The organism is Ammonifex thiophilus, assembly GCF_003368535.1.
Classification (GTDB): Bacteria; Bacillota; Desulfotomaculia; order Desulfotomaculales; family Ammonificaceae; genus Ammonifex; species Ammonifex thiophilus.
The window spans coordinates 150,765-168,179 of the sequence record NZ_QSLN01000001.1; the positions used below are offsets into that span (position 1 = coordinate 150,765).

The window sequence follows — 17,415 nt, forward strand, 5'->3', positions numbered from 1 at the left end:
CGCTTTAAGAATATGCTCATCTTCTCCGGTAACGCCAACCCGAAGCTGGCGGCCGATATCTGCCAATACCTGGGAGTACCGCTGGGAGACTGTGTGGTGGGGCGCTTTTCCGATGGGGAGATCTTTGTGCGGATAAATGAAAACGTCCGCGGGGCGGATGTTTTCGTCATCCAACCCACTTGTTCGCCGGTGAACGAAAACCTTATGGAATTACTCATCATGATCGATGCCTTGCGGAGAGCGTCGGCTCGCCGGATAACCGCCGTCATACCTTACTACGGCTACGCTCGCCAAGACCGCAAGACCAGGGGAAGAGAGCCCATAACGGCCAAGCTGGTAGCCAACCTCATCACCGCGGCCGGGGCGCGGCGGGTCCTCACGGTGGACCTGCACGCTGGGCAGATCCAAGGCTTTTTCGATATCCCTGTGGACCACCTGCCGGCGGGTCCCCTCTTGGCTCAGCATTTGATGGCGCGGGGGCTTAAGGATGTGGTAGTGGTCTCGCCGGACGTGGGCGGGGTGGTGCGGGCCAGAGAGTTGGCCAAGCGCATAGGTGCTCCCCTGGCGGTCATCGACAAGCGCCGTCCCGAGCCCAACGAGGCGGAGGTCATGAATGTCATAGGGCCGGTGCAAGGCAAGACGGCGGTTATGGTGGACGACATTATCGATACCGCCGGCACCATCACCAAGGGGGCCGAGGCTTTGGTGGCCTGGGGGGCCAAGGAGGTCTATGTGGTCTGCACCCACCCGGTTTTTTCGGGCCAAGCAGTGGAGAGGCTCAAAACCCCGGCTATCAAGGAGATATTCGTGACCGATACCATCCCCTTGCCGCCAGAAAAGCGCCTGGACAAGATCACCGTGGTTTCAGTGGCTCCCTTGCTGGGCGAGGTAATTATCCGCATTCACGAAGATCTTTCGGTGTCCAAGCTCTTCGATTAGCTTCAAGAAAAGCTTGGCTGACAAAAAGGGAGCGGTTTTAACCGCCCCTTTTCCTCTTCCCCGAAGTCCTTTCTCGGCTTAGCGGTAGGCAGGGGGGAGCTGCGAAGGATTGGTAAGCTGGGTGTGGCAGGAAGCACAGGGCGTTTCGGAGGCCTTCATGGGTTTTTCGGGATTGAAGTTAGGATTGAATACGGTTTGATGGCAGTTGAAGCAGTCCTGCATAGTGGGACGGGACTCGGGGAGCGTGGCTATGGTCTTTACCAGCTCCGGACGCCATTGGCTTGGGTTGCTGAAGTCGGGCAGCTTGAAGATGTCGCGCTCGTTGATCTTGAAGTGCGTGACCCCGTAGTGGCAGGCGACGCATTGGATGCCCGCCTTGAAGTGGATTAGGTGCGGATCTTTGAGATCTCCCGGCATGGAGGGCACGCGGTAGCCGTCGTGGCACCCCAGGCAAACCCCTCTATCTATGGGCGTTTTGAGGGTTATAGGTTTGGGGTAGTCGCCGGTGGCGTGGGCTTTCTCCATGGCGGCCAGGTCGATGTTGGTGTGGCAGCGTTCGCAGGCGATCTTGTTATGGAAAGAGAACATCCAGGTGGAGATGTAGGGCCACATCTCATGGCACTCGGCGCATTTAAAGCTGGCGAGCCGGTATTCCCCTGCCACTGCTTCTTTTCCCGGGGCCTTCGGACCCTCCCGGCCGGCACTTATGATGGCGTTTATCCCCACGCCGAGTATGAAGAGGAGCACTACGGTGATATACGGGGCCGCGTTCTTGAAGTTGACTCCCTCCACTACCTCACCCCCTTTCGTAAGGGTCTTCGCTGCGAAGGCTTCCGCCCTAATTTATAGTGATTCCACACGAGAAAAAGAGACTCCTGCTGCCAGATAGGAGGTTGTGGTATCTTTAAAAAGCGCCCGGGGTTACGGTGGGGGGTAGAAGTGGTTTAAAATTAAAAGAAAGCAGAACCTGGGGAAGGGAGAAGCTACATGCTCAGTGTCTCGAAGATGCTCTCCGGGCAGGAGGAGCTGGGAGACAAGCTCCGCTACGTGGGAAAGGTAGAGGTAGCCAGACCGGTGGTAGTGTGGAACTCCACCCGGGCCTGCAATCTGCGCTGCCGCCACTGCTATGCCAGCGCTACTCCGGGGCCAGCGCCGGGAGAGATGACCACCGAGGAGGCCCGGAAGTTTATTCAGGGGCTGGCGGAGGCCAAGGTGCCGGTCCTCCTGTTTTCCGGGGGAGAGCCCCTCTTGCGCCCGGACTTTTTCGAACTGGTGGACTACGCCCGCTCTTTAGGTTTACGGCCAGTGGTTTCCACCAACGGCACCCTGATTGACCGCCCGGTGGCGCGGAAGCTGAAGGAGCTCGGGGTGGGTTATGTGGGGATAAGCCTTGACGGTTTGCAGGAGTTCAACGACCGGATGCGGGGAGTCCCTGGGGCCTTCGAAGCCGCCTTGAGGGGAATAAGGGCCTGTAGGGAAGTAGGCCAGCGGGTAGGGCTGCGCTTCACCATAACTAAGGATAATTATCAAGAAATCCCTAAGATCTTTGACCTGGTGGAGGAAGAAGGGATAGACCGGGTCTGTTTTTACCACCTGGTGTCGGTGGGTCGGGGGAAGAACCTGCAGCAGGAAGATCTGGAGCCGGAGGCCAAGCGTCGGGTTCTGGACCTCATTATCGAGCGGGCCCTCTATTTTCACCGGAAGGGAATAAAAAAAGAAATTTTTACGGTGGACAACCATGCTGACGGCGTCTACCTTTACCTGCGGCTCCAGGAGGAGAAACCGGGCTGGGCGGAGAAGGTGTACGCCTGGCTTCGAGCCAACGGCGGCAACCGGAGCGGGATCGGGATAGGGGCGGTGGACTGGTGGGGGAACGTCTACCCCGATCAGTTCACCCATAACCACAAGCTCGGCAACGTGAGGGAAAAGCGTTTTGGCACTATCTGGTTCGAGGATCCTCCGGAGCTGCTGGTCATGCTGCGCGACCGGCGCCGCTACCTCAAAGGTAGGTGCGCTCGGTGCCGGTGGCTCGATCTCTGCAACGGCAACTTCCGCGCCCGGGCAGAGGCCGTCTACGGCGACTTCTGGGCTCCCGATCCCGGTTGCTACCTCACCGACGCGGAAATAGGGCTTTAACGGTATTCGCTGTGTAGTCCTCCCAGCAGATAGTTGACTCCGAAGAGGGTGAAGAGCATCACCAAAAAGCCTATGACGGCTACCCAGGCAGCCTTGCGCCCGCGCCAGTAACCGCGAGTGAAGCCGTGGAGGTAGAGGGCGTAAACCACCCAGGTTATAAGGGCCCAGGTCTCTTTGGGATCCCAGCTCCACCAGGCCCCCCACACTTCCTCCGCCCAGACGGCACCGGTGATGAGTAGCAGGGTCTGGAAGGCAAAACCGAAGGCTATGGTGTAGTAGGTGAGCCTTTCCAGGTTAGGGTGGGGACGCCGGAGGTACATCACCGCCAGAGCGAAGGCTAAGGTGAAGGCGCCGTAGGCCACGATGGCGGTGGCCACATGGAGTTGCAGCCAGTAGCTCTGGAGGGCAGGAACCAGCGGGGCAGCGGCTCGGCGAAGATAGAAAGCGTAGGCCATGAGGGCTACCAGCACTGGGGAGAGATACACTCCCAGGTCGGGAAGGTGGTAGCGCTTGACGGCATAAAGGGCAGCGATCCCCGCGCCCCACAGGAGGAGGAGCAAAAACTCATAAGTGTTGGCGAAGGGCCAGCGGCCGCTGGTTATGCTGCGTGCCAGGATGTTTACCGAAAGGGCCAAGATCCCCAGAGCCAAGAGGTAGTAGGCCAGGCGGGCCAAGTTTTCTCTTTTCACCCAGTAGTAGACGGCGTAGAAGGCTAAAGAGAGGATGAAGGCGATAAAGGCTAAGGTGAAGCTTTGGGTTTCCCAGGGCGACATAACTCTAATCTCCTCCTTCTTCGTTAGTTCCGGGCTTTATGCGCCGGGGATGTCGGAGGAGGTGGGCCACCACCCCCAGAGAGGCCAGGATAAAGCCGGCAAAGGTGAAGGGCAGAGCAGGGTTCTTCTTGACCTCCAGGCCGGTGTACTGTTCCGCCCGGTCGAAGACTATTTTGGCCCCGGGCAGCTCCCCTTCCTTCCCCAAGGGGAGAAGACCCATCTTGACCGGGTTCCCTTGGAAGTAAAAGGCGTAGAAAACCTGAGGTCGGCCTTGGAGATTAGGGTAGTACTCGGCCACCAGCTGGTGGAAGGGGCCGAGGGCAAGAGGGTGTTCGGGTCCGCTTTCCACGGTGAAGGGGGTAGTCCTGTCCCCCACGATAATGCGCCCTTTGAGCAACCAGCCGTAGTCCATCTGGTAGACCTTAACTCCTTGGAAGGAAAGAGGATGGTTAACGGAGATGGTGGCTTCACGCACCTTCTCCCCTTTTTCCCACACGCTCACCTTGGTGTAATACTGCTTGGGGGTCCCGTCCGGGTAGTGTTCGATGCGGAAGTCCTCTACCTTTAAATCGAAGGGGAAGTGCTGGCTCGAGAGACTCACCATCTGCCCGGGTACGGCCTCGACAGAGGTCTTCCGGGTGACGTAGGGGGTGACCAGCAAGGAGACCAAGATCAGGATGAGGCCGGCGTGGGTAAGGGCCAGGCCCCACCAGGAGGGGCGGCGCCAGGCCAGCCGGGCACGGTCGTAGGTGCATAGGGCAAGGCTTACCAAAAGCCAGACTTCGGCCAGTACGTACCACCAAGATTTAAAGAGATTGTTGATTCCCAGGCGCAGCAGGAAGTTTCCCCAAAACTCGCCGTAGCGCTCGAGGTAAAACCAGGCAGGTCTCTCTTGGGGGATGATGGTTCCCAGGGCTGAGGCCACCGCTATCAGGCCTAAGACTAAGAGGACATGGGGAAGGGAAGTGAAATGGTCTTTAAGGCGTTTGAGGATTTCCTTCACCTTCTTCGCGTTTAGAGTACGGGGTATATTCGAGTAGAATTTTAACGCGAGGCGGGGAGGTTGGCAAGGGGATGGGGGAAAAGAGGCTCAGGGCGGTGGTGGGGCTGGGGAATCCGGGACCAGCTTACACCGACACCCGGCACAACCTGGGTTTCATGGTACTGGATCGGCTGGCCCAGCAGGTAGGAGTGTCATTTGCCAAAGAAGGGAAACTGCGCTCCCGCCTGGCTGTGCTGCGCCTGGAAGACCGGGAGGTTTACTTGCTCAAGCCCCAAACCTATATGAATTTAAGCGGCGAGGCAGTTAGGCTGCTGGTCGAGAAGAAAGGGCTTCTTCCGGAGGAGATACTGGTGGTTTATGACGATCTGGATTTACCCTTGGGCCGCCTGAAGCTCGCCCTTTCGGGTTCGTCCGGGGGACACCGGGGAATGGGTTCGGTGCTGGAAGCGCTGGGGACCACTTCGGTGCCGCGGCTGCGCCTAGGTATCGGGCGGCCCCCAGCGGGAGTAGACGCGGCCACCTACGTGCTCAGCCCCTTTGCCCCGGAAGAGCGCGAGGAACTCGACCGGTTGCTGGAGCGGGCGGTGGCGGCCGTAAAGTGCGCTCTGCAGGAAGGCATGGTCCAAGCCATGAATAAATTCAACCAGCGTCAGCTATAATCCGATTCCAAGGTAGTTCTATGGAATTCCTGCTGAAGCTCTTCTGTGAGGCGCCCTCGGTACAAAAAATTAAGACGGCCCTGCGAGCGGGCAAGCCCCAGGCGGTCTATGGACTGAGCGGTACGGCTCTAAGTTTCCTTTTGGCCGCTGCCTTGCGCGAGTGGCCGGTTGGAATGGTGGTCACGCCGGATGAGGAAGCGGCCCTGACCCTGGCGGCGGAGCTCAAGCTCCTGTGGGGGGAGGAGGTTTTTGTCTTCTTGCCCCGGGAGGTGTTCGAGCCGGGGCCAGGCCTTCCCACCGCCTTTATTCCCCGCCAGCGCCTTCTATCCCTGGCGGCACTTGCTCGCCGGCAGGGGATAGTCGTGGCCACCGCTCCGGCCCTCCTGCAGGGGCTGGCTCCGCCGGAAGACTTTTCTCCTTACTGCTGGGAATTGCGCAAGGGAGAGAAGCTTTCCCCCGAGGAGCTGAGCCAAAGGCTGGTCGAGGCCGGCTACGTCCGTGTCTCCATGGTAGAGGTTCCGGGGCAGTTCGCCCGGCGCGGGGGAATTGTGGACTTCTTTCCCCCTTCTTCTCTCCTTCCGGTCCGGGTGGAGTTCGACGGGGAAGAGGTGGGTCGCATTGCTACCTTTGACCCTGCTTCCCAGCGCTCGCAAGCCAAGCTGGAAGCGGTTAAAGTAGAGCCGGCGGTCGAGATCCCGGGGTTTCGGCCCGGACGGGAGAACCTCTCGGAGGAAGATGGCTTCCCTTACCTGGAGGGGCTCCTTTCGCGCCTCTTTTCCCGCGCGGTGTCTGTTCTGGCCTATCTTCCCTCCTGGGCGCCTTTGGCGCTGGTGGAGGCCCAGGCGGCGGAAAGAGCGGCTCGTGAGGCCGAAGAGCGGCAGATGGAGATCTGCCGGGAGGTGATCGCCAGAAAAAAACTGCCAGAAGAGAGCCGGAAAGCCTTTCTTTCCTGGCTCGAAGTAACCCGGGAGCTCAACCTTTACCCCCATCGCCTGCTCCTTTCTTTCCTGCCGGAGGGGGATGGGGAAGCCCTGGGCCTGGCGGTGCGAACCGCCCCCAGCTTCCTCGGCAAGTTCGCCCAGTTGGCCGAGGAGGTACGGGAGTTCATGCGCCACTACCGTGTGATCCTGCTGGTGGACAAAGAGGAAAGAGTCAAAGGGGTGGTGGAAGGGCTCAAAGAGTACGGCCTTGTTCCCAGGCTGACGCCGGACTCCGCTCCGGTGGGCACGGTAACAGTGGTGCAGGGGGGGAGATTGCGGGAAGGGTTTATCTTCCCCGAGGCTCAACTCGTTCTCCTTACCCAGGCGGAGATCTTCGGTCGGCGTCAAGCCGCCTTCTCGCCCCCTCCGACCCCGGCGGTGGAGGAAGAGCGGGAATTCAAGCCGGGGGAGTACGTGGTCCATCCGGAGCATGGAATAGGCATCTACCGGGGTCTGGTTCAGCTCACCGTAGAGGGCGTAACGCGGGAGTACGCCCTCATTCAGTACGCCGGTGAAGATAAGCTTTACCTCCCGGCCGATCAACTGGGAGTGCTCGAGCGCTACGTGGGAGGAGAGGAGGCCAGGCCTCGCCTCTCCCGTCTGGGAGGGGGGGAGTGGAAGCGGATTCGCGCCCGGGTCAAGCAAGCGGCGACCGACGTGGCGCGAGAGCTCTTACGCCTTTACGCCATAAGAGAGACGACTAAAGGTCACGCCTTCTCGCCCGATACACCTTGGCAAAGGGAGTTTGAGGCCGCCTTTCCTTACGAGGAGACTCCGGATCAGCTCCGGGCCATCGCCGAGGTGAAGGCGGACATGGAAAAGCCCCGCCCCATGGACCGGATCGTCTGCGGGGACGTAGGCTTCGGCAAAACGGAGATAGCCTTGCGGGCGGCTTTCAAGGCGGTGATGGACGGCAAGCAGGTGGCGGTGCTGGTCCCCACCACCATTCTGGCCCAGCAACACTACCGCACCTTTTCCAGCCGTTTTGCTCCTTACCCGATAAAAGTAGCCTGGCTCTGCCGCTTCCAGACCCCGGCGGAGCAGCGGGAGGTGATAAAAGGGCTTAAAGCGGGTACTATCGACATCGTCATCGGCACCCACCGGCTTTTGCAGGACGACGTGCAGTTTCGCGACCTGGGCTTGGTGATCATCGACGAAGAGCAGCGCTTCGGCGTACTGCAAAAAGAAAAGCTCAAGCTTCTGCGCAAAGAAGTGGACGTACTCACTCTAACGGCTACTCCTATTCCTCGCACCCTTTACATGTCCCTGGTCGGCCTGCGGGACACCAGCTACCTGACTACTCCCCCGCCCGACCGCTTGCCGGTGGAAACCTACGTGGTGGAGGAGGATCCGGCCATCATCCGCGAAGCCATCAGGCGCGAGTTGGCCCGGGGCGGACAGGTGTACTTCGTTTACAACCGTGTGGCCGGCATCGTGGAGGTGGCCAACTGGGTCAAGCACCTGGTGCCGGAGGCGAGGGTGGCCTACGCCCACGGCCAGATGCCGGAGGCCGTGCTAGAACGCATCATGCTCGACTTTATCGATCATAAGTACGACGTGCTGGTGGCCACCACCATCGTGGAAAACGGTCTGGACATCGGCAACGTCAACACTTTGATCGTCAAAGACGCCGATCAGTTGGGGCTGGCGCAGCTTTATCAGCTGCGCGGTAGGGTGGGCAGGACCAACCGGCTGGCCTACGCCTACTTCCTGTACCGCCGGGACAAAATAATAAACGAGGCGGCCAAAGCACGGCTCCGAGCCATAAGGGACTTCACCTCCCTGGGAGCGGGTTTTAAAGTGGCCAAGCGCGACCTGGAGATCCGGGGGGCCGGAAACCTCTTGGGTACGGAGCAGCACGGGCACATCCAAGCGGTGGGGCTGGAACTCTACTGCCGGCTGCTGCAGGAGGCTATAAAGGAGCTCAAGGGGGAAGAAGTGGTCCCACCGGTGGATCCGGTGATCGAACTTACGGTGTCGGCTTACATCCCAGACGACTACATTCCCTTTGAACAAAAGCTGGAAGTTTACCAGGAGCTGAGCCGAGCTGAGACCCCAGAGGAGGTGGAAAGTCTGGCCGAGGGCTACCGCGACCGCTACGGTCCTTTCCCGCCGCCTTTCCGCAGTCTTCTGGCGGTGGCACGGCTGCGGGCTCAGGCCAAAAAGCTGCGGCTCAAGTTCATAGGGCGCCAAGGTAGGTTTTACCGCCTGGTCTTTGCGCCGGGCCATAGCCTCTCTCCCGCCAAACTGGTTGCGGTGGCGGATAGGTGGGGAGCGCGCTTCAAGCAGGAGGGGGAGGACTTCGTCATCCTGCTCCCGGCTTCCGGGAGGGGACCAGAGGGAGAGGCTCAACTTGAAAAATTGTCGCAATTTCTTGTGGCCCTCCAGTAGGTTCCCTTATAATGGAAGAGTACGGCTGCAGGTTAAAGGAAGATCTTTCTGGCAAAAAATGAATAATCCACACCGCCGTGCTGTATACTACTCGTAAAGAAACCTCGTGAAAAAAAGCTTTTGGGTGTGGTGGAGAGGATGCCGAACAAGGAGGTTAGGAGAAGGGCGATGAAGGCGACGGGAATCGTGAGAAGAATCGACGATCTGGGCAGGGTGGTGATCCCGAAGGAAATCAGAAGAACGCTCAGGATCAGGGAAGGGGATCCCTTGGAGATCTTCGTCGACCGAGACGGCGAGGTTATCCTCAAAAAGTACTCCCCTATTGGGGATTTGGGCGACTTCGCCAAGGAGTACGCTGAGTCGCTTTATGAGGCAGTGGGGCACATAGCACTTATAACCGACCGGGACACTGTGGTGGCGGTGGCAGGCAGCCCCAAAAAAGAGTTTCTGAACAAGCCCATAGGCTCGGCAGTAGAGAAGGTGATGGAAGGGCGCAAGGCGGTGGTGGTGAACTGCCCCGGCGATCCCCTGTGCCAGGAGGGGCTGCTTGCGGAAGAAGAGGGGAACTTCGTGGCCGCTGTGATAGCTCCCATAGTCTCCGAAGGGGATCCCATAGGAGCGGTTATCTTGGCTTCCCGCGAGGAAGGGGTCAAGATGGGAGAGTTGGAGCTTAAACTGGCGGAAACGGCAGCCTCTTTCCTGGCCAAGCAGATGGCTTAAAAGAAAGCCGGAGGTGGTTGGGACAAAGACCTTATGGCCGGCAGGATAGTTATATGCGGGCTGGGGCCTGGTAGCTGGGATGCACTCCCCCTCGGCGTGCTGGCGCGCCTGCGTCGCGGGGGACTTATTTTTTTGCGTACCGAAAAGCACCCTCTAGTACCGCGGTTACGGGCGGAAGGGATAAATTTTACTTCCTTCGATTCCTTTTACGAGGAAGAAGAGAGCTTTCCTGCCGTTTACCGGCGCATAGTGGAAACCCTGGTGGAAGCAGCTGGAAGGGAGGGGGAGGTGCTCTATGCCGTTCCCGGCCATCCCCTGGTAGCCGAAGAGCCTTCCCGCCTCTTGTTAAAGTATGCGCCGGAACGAGGGGTAGAACTGGAGATCCTACCCGCTCCTAGCTTTCTCGACGCCCTCCTGGTGACCCTAAACTTAAGCCCGGGCGAGGGCTTGGTGGTCTTAGACGCTCTGGATCCGGAGTTTAGCGCGCGCCTCTGTCCCTCCCTACCTACCGTGGTCATGCAGACTTATAGCCGCCTGGTGGCCTCTGAGGTGAAGGTCTTCCTGCTGGAAAGCTATCCCCCTGAGCACCCCGTCACCTGGGTACGAGCGGCGGGGATCCCCGGAGAGGAGCGAAAGGAAACTCTCCCTCTTTCTCTTCTTGACCGCATGCCTTTCGATCACCTAACCAGCATCTATCTTCCCCCATTGGCCACCTCTTTTGCGCCGCGCTTTTCCTTAGCACCCCTAGCTCAGGTCTTGGCAGAGCTACGGGGAGAGAAAGGATGCCCCTGGGACAGAGAACAGACGCACCAGAGCCTCAAAAAGTACCTCCTGGAAGAGACCTACGAGGTGCTGGAGGCCATAGACCGGGTGGAAGAAGATCCGCATAACTTGTGTGAAGAGTTGGGAGACTTATTGCTGCAAATTGTTTTCCACTGCCAGATTGCAGCGGAGGCCGGTCGGTTCAACCTAGATGACGTGGTACGGGGTATTACCCAGAAGATGATCGCCCGCCATCCCCACGTCTTCGGAGAAGAAAAAGTGACGGGTGGGGCCTTGGGTGTCATTAGGAGCTGGGAAAAGATAAAGCAGAGGGAAAAGAAGGAACGGACCTCTTTGATGGATGGGCTTGAATCGCGTAGCCTCCCTGCCCTGCTGCGTGCTTCCCAAGTGCAACGCCGGGCGGCGCGGGTAGGCTTCGACTGGAAGGACTGGCGGGGCGCGGCGGATAAGGTGAGAGAGGAATTAAAGGAAATAGAGCGCCAGGTGGGGCTGCGTACTGAGGATCTGGTGCTGGAGGTGGGGGACCTGCTCTTTGCGGCGGTGAACGTGGCGCGTCTCTTGGGGATAGAGGCGGAGGAGGCTTTGCACCGGAGCGTGGACAAGTTTGTCGAACGATTTCGCTATGTGGAGGAGCGGGCTAAGGCTTCGGGAGTGAAGCTGGAAGAAGCTGGCATAGAATTGCTCGATACCTTCTGGGAGGAAGCCAAGAAAAAGTTAAAAAATCGCCGGAAGAGGCCCCCGAAGTAGGAGGAAAAGAAAGGGGCAAGGCGAAATAAAGAGTAGCAAAATTTCAAGCTTGTCGGGAGGGATGTTCATGAATAAGTCGGACCTAGTGGCCCAAGTGGCCGAGAAGGCCGAGATGACCAAGAAGGACGCCGAGAAGGCCGTAACGGCAGTTTTCGATGCCATAGCCGAGGCCCTGGCCCGCGGGGATAAGGTGCAGCTGGTCGGCTTCGGCACCTTTGAGGTGCGCGAGCGGGCCGCCCGCAAGGGGCGCAATCCCCAGACGGGAGCCGAGATCGAGATAGCGGCTTGCAAGGTTCCCGTCTTCCGGGCGGGGAAGGCGCTGAAGGCAGCCATTTCTCCTGGCTCGGGCAAGTAAGTCGTGACGCGTGCGTATCGACAAGTTTCTTAAAGAGGCGCGCCTCATCACCCGCCGGGCGGTGGCTAACCAGGCGCTGCGGGAAGGGTTGGTTACGGTCAACGGCCGAACTGCCAAACCGGCCACGCGGGTGAAAAAGGGAGACATTATCACCCTCAACTTTGGAGGTAAGCTTTTGCGTTTAGAAGTGCTGGCGGTGGAAGTGCCGCGTCGCCGGGGTGGAGAGGAGGCGGCGCTATACCGCCTGCTGGATTAGGTCGGGCCAGTTCTTTTGCAAAAGGGCCGTGTTTCCCACGGCCCTTTTAGTTTTTCGGGCCTAGGTCTAGGGAGAAGGGGTTTGACCATAAAAATTAGGCGAGGGGGGTGAGAAAATGGAGGGAGCTGGCCGGCACACCATCACCCTTCAGGAAAGAAAGCGCTTGGTGGCAGAAGGGGTGCGGCAGGTGGGCACCTTTTCCGACACCGAGATAAGGGCTGACACCCTTATGGGGCAACTCTTGCTTAAGGGGGAAGGGTTGCAGATCACCGAACTCAACCTGGAGACGGGAAGGCTGGTAGTGGAAGGCAACTTCTCCGGAGTCGTCTATGTCGAGGGTCAGACGGCGGTTTCACGAAAGGACTGGCGCAGGTTGTGGGACCGGTTATGGCGCTAGGCCCCTGGCGGGAATTCCTCTGGAGTTTGCTCTTGGGCTGGTGGGGCGGTCTACTTTATGACTTGTGCTCTCTTGTGAGCAGACGAGTTGGGAAAAGACGGCTGAGGTCCAGAGCGGCGGGCGATGCCCTTTTTTGGCTTCTCTTCACGGCCACCCTCGCAGTTTTTCTTTTTTGGGGCTTAACGCGGGAACTGAGGTTGTACCTCTTCCTGGGGATGGCACTGGGTCTCCTCTTCTACCTTAGGTTCTGCCGGCGCCTGCTGCCCGGCAACAAACGGGGTAAGGTGTAGGAATTTCTTAGCAGGAATTTGCTCCCCCTCCAACGAACTGGATTTGTAATAGTTTTGTCCTTAGATTGTGGATAGCGGGGATAACTCTGTGGATAAATTTAGCTGATAAGCCAGGGTGAGTAACTTTGCGTATAGAGCTCCGCAAGATGGAGCGCTTAAGCTTCCGGGAGCGGCAGGTAGTAGTCCTAAAGGAAATGGGCTACCCTACCGAGATAATTGCTAAGAAGCTCGGTTTGAGCCCTTCAACGGTTACCACCCTTTTGCACCGGGCCCGCCAGAAGGGGTACGAAGTGGTAGTGATCTTGCCGGGCCAGGTTCTTCTGCCTGTGGAGGGGGAAGAGGAGGATGAAGAAGCCCGCGGCGAAGAAGGCTAAAAAGAAACGCTTCAATTACGGGCGGCTGCCCACTCTGCTCTTCGTCATCTTCCTGGTTTATCTTCTGGTAGTGACGGGGGGGCAGATGAGGCAACTGCGGGTGATGGAGCAGAGTCTGGCGCGTGCGGAGCAGGAGCTGAATACCCTCAAGGAGCGCAACAGCGAGCTGTGGGAAAAGGTGAAGCTCCTCCAGTCGGATCGCGCTCTGGAACAGCTAGCCCGCCAGCGCCTAGGTATGATAAAAGCGGGAGAAACTCCGGTGGTGGTGGAGCCTCCCCCGCAGCGGAGCCAGAATACACCTTAAGGTATCACTTTGTTGAGCGGGTACTCGATAATATCTTGGGCGCCGGCTGCCTTGAGGGCCGGTATGAGGTCTCTTACTTGGTGTTCATCTATCACCACTTCCACGGCCACCCAGTTACCGTTGTGCAGAGGGGAGACGGTGGGGTGTTTCATGGCGGGCAGGATAGCCAGAACATCGGGAAGCTTATCTCCCGGGACGTTCATCTTCAGTCCCACCTTGGAGTAGGCCGCGATGGCTCCTTTGAGCAGGAGGGCCAGCTTCTCCAGTTTGGCTCGTTTCCAGGGGTCGTTCCAGGCCTGCCGGTTGGCATGAAGGCGCGGCGTAGACTCCATGATGGTGGCCAGGATGCGCAGGTTGTGCGCTTTAAGCGAGCTCCCCGTCTCGGTGAGGTCTACGATGGCGTCCACCACGTCCGGTACCTTAGCCTCGGTGGCCCCGTAGGAGAACTCCACCGTGGCGTTGACCCCGTGTGCGGCCAGGAAACGCTTGGTAAGGCGCACGAACTCCGTGGCGATGCGCTTTCCTTCCAGGTCTTTCACTTCTTTAAAGGGGCTATCCTGGGCCACGGCCAGCACCAGCCGGACCGGGCGGCGCGATTGCTTAGAGTAGACCAGTTCGGCCACTTCCACCACGTCGACCTCGTTTTCCTGAATCCAGTCGTAGCCGCTCAGGCCCGCATCCAGCACCCCCTCGGCCACGTAGCGGGGAATTTCCTGGGCCCGCAGCAGTACCACTTCTATTTCCGGGTCGTCGATGTGGGGATAGTAAGAGCGCCCCGTGGCGGTTATATGGTAACCCGCCCGCTCGAACAGTTTAAAGGTGGCTTCCTGCAGGCTGCCCTTGGGCAGGCCGAGCCGCAACTTTTTCACGTTCTTTCTCCTCCTAAAATCGGCTGAACTCAGGCTCCTGTAATATTAACCAAGGGGGATCGCTCTGGTCAAGGGGGGAGAAAATGCGCGTGGCCGTTATCGATGTGGGGACCAATTCCACCCGCTACCTGCTGGCTGAGGTCGCCTGCGGTAAGGCCCAGCTGCTCGAGGCCGACCTCAAGATCACCCGGTTGGGGGAGGAGATGACCTCGGGCCGGCTGGGGGAGCGGGCTATGGCCCGCACTCTGGCGGCAGTTGTGGCCTTCTGGCGTAGGGCAGAGGTGGCGGGAGCGGAGATCGTGGCGCCGGTGGCCACCAGTGCCGTGCGGGAGGCGGCCAACCGGGAGGAGTTCTGTCGCCTCTTTAAGCAGGCCACCAAGCTGGAGCTCCAGGTGCTCTCCGGAGAGGAAGAAGCCTTTTACACCTTTCGCGGCGTGCTCGCCGGGATGCCCTCTCTTTCGCCGCGCAATGCTCTGGTAATGGATCTGGGTGGCGGGAGCACGGAGTTCATCTGGCAGGAGCGCGGGAAGCTTAAGCTTGCGAGCCTACCGCTTGGAGCGGTGCGCCTGACCCTGGAGGCTCGGGAAGAGGAGTACCTCGAAAAGACCAAGGAGAAGCTGGCTCCTCTTCTTTCCCGGCTTGGTCGGAAGGAGTTGGTGGCTACCGGTGGAACGGTTACTACCCTAGCGGCCATAGCTGGAGGGGTGAAAGAGTACTATCCGGGTTGCGTTCACGGCCAGCGCTTGACCGCGGCCCAGACGAAGGAGCTCTATGCTTACCTAAAAGGGCTTTCTCTGGAGGAGCGGCGACGAGTTCCGGGGCTGGCACCCGAAAGGGCGGATATCATTGTAGCCGGGACGGCTATTGTCGTGGCAGTGCTGGAGCTCACCCGGCTTCCTTTCCTCACGGTGAGTGAACACGACCTTCTTTGGGGCGTGGCCTTGGCAGCTGCTGGGTGTGTCGAAGGGGTTGGAAAGGAACCCAACCTTATTTGACAATCATTTCCACCTCCGCCAGTTATAATTCCCGGGTAAAGGGCAAGGCGGAGGTGATACTTTGCCAGCTAGAGGGCGACTTAGAGTGGCGGGTCCTGCTACCATCCCTAAAGTCAAGGGGGTGAAGGCGAAAGCACCGGAGAGCCTTTGGAAACACCTGGTTCTTTACTCGATAGGTCTCTTCCTGGGCCGGGCTCTGCTTTTGAACCACCTGACCCCTTTTGGCCCGGCCTACGCGGCGGCGGTGACTTTGGTCTTCGGCTGGAACTTTTGGCCGGTGTGGCCGGCAGTCCTTCTGGGGGAGTTCTGGTCCTTAGCCCCTGAGGGGCGCTTGACCGGAGCGATAACTTTGCTGGGCACTGCTCTTATATTGGGGGTGGTACCGGCCGGACCTTTGCGCCAGCCGCTGAACACCTCCCTGTTGGTGGGAGCAAGCAGCCTTGTTCTACGCTCTTTCTTTTTGGTTTTAGGTCATCCTACGCCACACGGGTACATAAGCCTCCTCTTCGAAGGACTTTTCACCGGCGTCCTCACCTACCTTTTCCTGCGGGGGCTTACCGCTTGGCGGGAGAAGGGGTTTAACCTCTCGGTAGAGGAACTCTTCTGCCTTTCCATCCTGGGAGCCGGAATCATAGCGGGTGCGGGGGGAATCTCCTGGGGGGTGGTCTCGCTCAAAGGGATACTCACCCGACTCAGCCTTTTACTGGCGGCCCAGGCAGGAGGGGCCGGAGCCGGTGCGGCGGTAGGGGCGCTTCTGGGAGCCATACCGGGCCTTTCCTTTTCCCCCCTTTCTCAGGCGATCCCTAACTACGCCTTTATCGGCCTTTTGGCGGGCAGTTTCCGAAGCTTCGGCCGAGTGGGCCAGATCTTGGGGTTTGGTTTGGGCAACGTCCTGCTGGTGCTACCCGACTCGACCAGCCTGGAGGCACTAACTGCGATTGTGGCCGAGACCGGGCTCTCCATAGTGCTTTACCTACTAATACCAATGCATTGGTATGCTGGCCTGCGGGCGGCCTATGCCGGTGCCTCGCTTCCTTCCGGCCAAAACTTGGTCCGGCTCGATTCCTGGGTGACCAGGCGGCTTGATAGCTGGTCTAGAGTCTATCAAGAGTTGGCGGCCACCTTCAGCGTCGCCGAGCGCGAGAGTCGGCCGGTGCTGCCGAAGGGGGAGGAGGAGATCGTGGAGGAGGCCAAGAACCGGGTCTGCTCCCATTGCCCCCTTTTCAAGGTCTGCTGGGAAAGGGAAGGGGAGCAAACACGGGCTTTGTACCGCGAGGCCCTAAGTATTATCCGCCGCAAGGGGAGCATTGGCCCGGAGGGGTTTCCTCCCTACTTTGCACAGAGGTGCGTGCGCCTCTCCGACCTCACCCTCACCCTTTCCCTCCTCTGGGAGCTCTACCGAACCAACCGCTTCTGGTGCCGCAAGGTGGGAGAAAGCCGGGCGGTGGTGGCGGAGCAATTCCAGGGCTTTGCCCGCGCACTGCAAAGCTTTGTGGGGGAGTTAGGGGAGAACCTCAAGCGGGCGGCGGTAGTGGAAGAGGAACTCCTACGCTTGGTGGCTTCCGGCGGGCTGCGGGTAAAGGAACTGAACGTCCACCTGCGCCCGGACGGCCGGGTGGAGGTGGAGGTGGTGGCTCGGGCTTGCCGGGGCGAGTTCTTCTGCCAGCGCGATATGGCCGACCTGGTGTCCCGGGTGGCCCGCTGGCCCTACGCCGTGGCCTACGCCAACTGCCCTTTGCGCCGTGGGACAGAGGAGTGCCGCTTCGTACTTTACCCTTCCCTGCGCTACCGCTTGGCCCTGGGGGCGGCGAGCGCAAGCCTAAACCGGGTTTCCGGCGATACTTACACCACTATTTCCTTGCCCGGCGGGCGCTGCGCCTTGGTCCTGAGCGACGGCATGGGAAGCGGAACGGGGGCGGCGATGGAGAGCGCTACGGCGGTCTCTTTGCTAGAACTCTTGCTGCAGGCTGGCTTTGACGAGGAGCTGGCGGTGAAACTTGCCAATTCCCTCATTCTCTTCCGCTCACCGGGGGACGGCTTTGCCACCCTGGACATGGCGGTGGTGGACCTCTACACGGGTAAGCTCAAGTGGGTGAAGATAGGGGCATCTCCAGGATTTGTCTACCGCCGCGACGGTGTGGTAGAAATAATAAGGGAACCTTCTCTACCGGCGGGGATTTTGAGCCCCATCGACGTGGTGGTGGTGGAGCGGGAGCTCCGCCCCGGCGACCTGGTGGTGCTGGTCTCCGACGGCCTTTTGGAAGCTTACCGGGGGGAGAATAAAGAGACCTGGTGGGCGGAAGTTTTGCAGGAGCTTAAGGAGGAAGATCCGGAATCAGTAGGGAAGTTCCTCCTCGACCGCGCCCGGCTGGCGGGGGGCGGCCGCCTACAGGACGATGCTACGGTGGTAGCGGCCCGGCTACTATCAGCCTGAGGAGTTGGGA

At 59.5% G+C, this 17,415-nt stretch carries 18 protein-coding genes; 14 read left to right on the forward strand and 4 right to left on the reverse strand.

What is annotated here, in order from left to right; translation table 11 throughout:
- The first annotated feature begins 12 nt into the window (after positions 1-12).
- The gene (locus DXX99_RS00910; RefSeq protein WP_205664608.1) at positions 13-939 is read left to right on the forward strand and encodes a ribose-phosphate diphosphokinase; all 927 of its coding nucleotides are present in this window, start codon (positions 13-15) and stop codon (positions 937-939) included.
- Positions 940-1,017: 78 nt separating this feature from the next.
- On the opposite strand, the gene DXX99_RS00915 is transcribed toward DXX99_RS00910, so the two are convergent.
- Entirely contained in the window at positions 1,018-1,731 is a 714-nt protein-coding gene (locus tag DXX99_RS00915) for a multiheme c-type cytochrome (protein ID WP_115791633.1), read from the reverse strand.
- Positions 1,732-1,926: 195 nt separating this feature from the next.
- Here DXX99_RS00915 and DXX99_RS00920 point away from each other — a divergent pair, with 195 nt between their 5' ends.
- Positions 1,927-3,075 carry a radical SAM/SPASM domain-containing protein gene (locus DXX99_RS00920; RefSeq protein ID WP_115791634.1) on the forward strand — a complete coding sequence of 383 codons (1,149 nt, stop codon included), beginning with the start codon at positions 1,927-1,929 and terminating at the stop codon, positions 3,073-3,075.
- On the opposite strand, the gene ccsA is transcribed toward DXX99_RS00920, so the two are convergent.
- Together ccsA and DXX99_RS00930 are read right to left on the reverse strand one after the other, a co-directional pair.
- Positions 3,072-3,848 (reverse strand): cytochrome c biogenesis protein CcsA, encoded by a 777-nt coding sequence (ccsA, locus tag DXX99_RS00925; protein ID WP_115791635.1) that lies wholly within the window; start codon positions 3,846-3,848, stop codon positions 3,072-3,074. The two genes, DXX99_RS00920 and ccsA, sit on opposite strands and share 4 nt — an antisense overlap.
- 4 nt (positions 3,849-3,852) lie before the next feature.
- A complete protein-coding gene (locus DXX99_RS00930; protein ID WP_115791636.1) occupies positions 3,853-4,851 on the reverse strand; it encodes a cytochrome c biogenesis ResB family protein in 999 nt (332 codons plus the stop codon).
- A 71-nt stretch (positions 4,852-4,922) separates the two neighbouring features.
- Here DXX99_RS00930 and pth point away from each other — a divergent pair, with 71 nt between their 5' ends.
- From pth to DXX99_RS00980, 10 genes are all read left to right on the forward strand, one after another.
- Positions 4,923-5,510, forward strand: coding sequence for an aminoacyl-tRNA hydrolase (gene pth / locus DXX99_RS00935; RefSeq protein WP_115791637.1), 588 nt, complete (start codon positions 4,923-4,925; stop codon positions 5,508-5,510).
- A 20-nt stretch (positions 5,511-5,530) separates the two neighbouring features.
- Positions 5,531-8,881 (forward strand): transcription-repair coupling factor, encoded by a 3,351-nt coding sequence (gene mfd / locus DXX99_RS00940; protein WP_115791638.1) that lies wholly within the window; start codon positions 5,531-5,533, stop codon positions 8,879-8,881.
- A 168-nt stretch (positions 8,882-9,049) separates the two neighbouring features.
- Positions 9,050-9,601: a stage V sporulation protein T gene (spoVT, locus tag DXX99_RS00945; RefSeq protein ID WP_115791639.1), complete on the forward strand. Its 552-nt coding sequence runs from the start codon at positions 9,050-9,052 to the stop codon at positions 9,599-9,601.
- Positions 9,602-9,634: 33 nt separating this feature from the next.
- A complete protein-coding gene (yabN, locus tag DXX99_RS00950; RefSeq protein WP_115791640.1) occupies positions 9,635-11,131 on the forward strand; it encodes a bifunctional methyltransferase/pyrophosphohydrolase YabN in 1,497 nt (498 codons plus the stop codon).
- 67 nt (positions 11,132-11,198) lie between these two features.
- Entirely contained in the window at positions 11,199-11,486 is a 288-nt protein-coding gene (locus DXX99_RS00955; protein ID WP_115791641.1) for an HU family DNA-binding protein, read from the forward strand.
- 10 nt (positions 11,487-11,496) lie between these two features.
- The gene (locus DXX99_RS00960) at positions 11,497-11,742 is read left to right on the forward strand and encodes a S4 domain-containing protein (RefSeq protein ID WP_115791642.1); all 246 of its coding nucleotides are present in this window, start codon (positions 11,497-11,499) and stop codon (positions 11,740-11,742) included.
- Between the two features lie 115 nt (positions 11,743-11,857).
- Complete coding sequence (locus DXX99_RS00965; protein ID WP_115791643.1) at positions 11,858-12,139, forward strand: YabP/YqfC family sporulation protein; 282 nt, start codon at positions 11,858-11,860, stop codon at positions 12,137-12,139.
- Positions 12,130-12,429: a spore cortex biosynthesis protein YabQ gene (gene yabQ / locus DXX99_RS12055; protein ID WP_115791644.1), complete on the forward strand. Its 300-nt coding sequence runs from the start codon at positions 12,130-12,132 to the stop codon at positions 12,427-12,429. The genes DXX99_RS00965 and yabQ overlap by 10 nt, the downstream gene beginning before the upstream one ends.
- A 125-nt stretch (positions 12,430-12,554) precedes the next feature.
- The gene (locus DXX99_RS00975) at positions 12,555-12,803 is read left to right on the forward strand and encodes an RNA polymerase sigma factor (RefSeq protein WP_115791645.1); all 249 of its coding nucleotides are present in this window, start codon (positions 12,555-12,557) and stop codon (positions 12,801-12,803) included.
- Positions 12,775-13,107 carry an FtsB family cell division protein gene (locus tag DXX99_RS00980; protein WP_115791646.1) on the forward strand — a complete coding sequence of 111 codons (333 nt, stop codon included), beginning with the start codon at positions 12,775-12,777 and terminating at the stop codon, positions 13,105-13,107. The genes DXX99_RS00975 and DXX99_RS00980 overlap by 29 nt, the downstream gene beginning before the upstream one ends.
- Here the strand turns inward: DXX99_RS00980 and hisG are convergent.
- A complete protein-coding gene (gene hisG, locus DXX99_RS00985; protein ID WP_115791647.1) occupies positions 13,104-13,976 on the reverse strand; it encodes an ATP phosphoribosyltransferase in 873 nt (290 codons plus the stop codon). The two genes, DXX99_RS00980 and hisG, sit on opposite strands and share 4 nt — an antisense overlap.
- Before the next feature lie 83 nt (positions 13,977-14,059).
- On the opposite strand from hisG, the gene DXX99_RS00990 reads away from it, so the two are divergent.
- Entirely contained in the window at positions 14,060-14,971 is a 912-nt protein-coding gene (locus tag DXX99_RS00990; RefSeq protein WP_115791648.1) for a Ppx/GppA phosphatase family protein, read from the forward strand.
- A 61-nt stretch (positions 14,972-15,032) separates the two neighbouring features.
- Positions 15,033-17,405 carry a SpoIIE family protein phosphatase gene (locus tag DXX99_RS00995; RefSeq protein ID WP_165847638.1) on the forward strand — a complete coding sequence of 791 codons (2,373 nt, stop codon included), beginning with the start codon at positions 15,033-15,035 and terminating at the stop codon, positions 17,403-17,405.
- Positions 17,406-17,415: the final 10 nt, after the last annotated feature.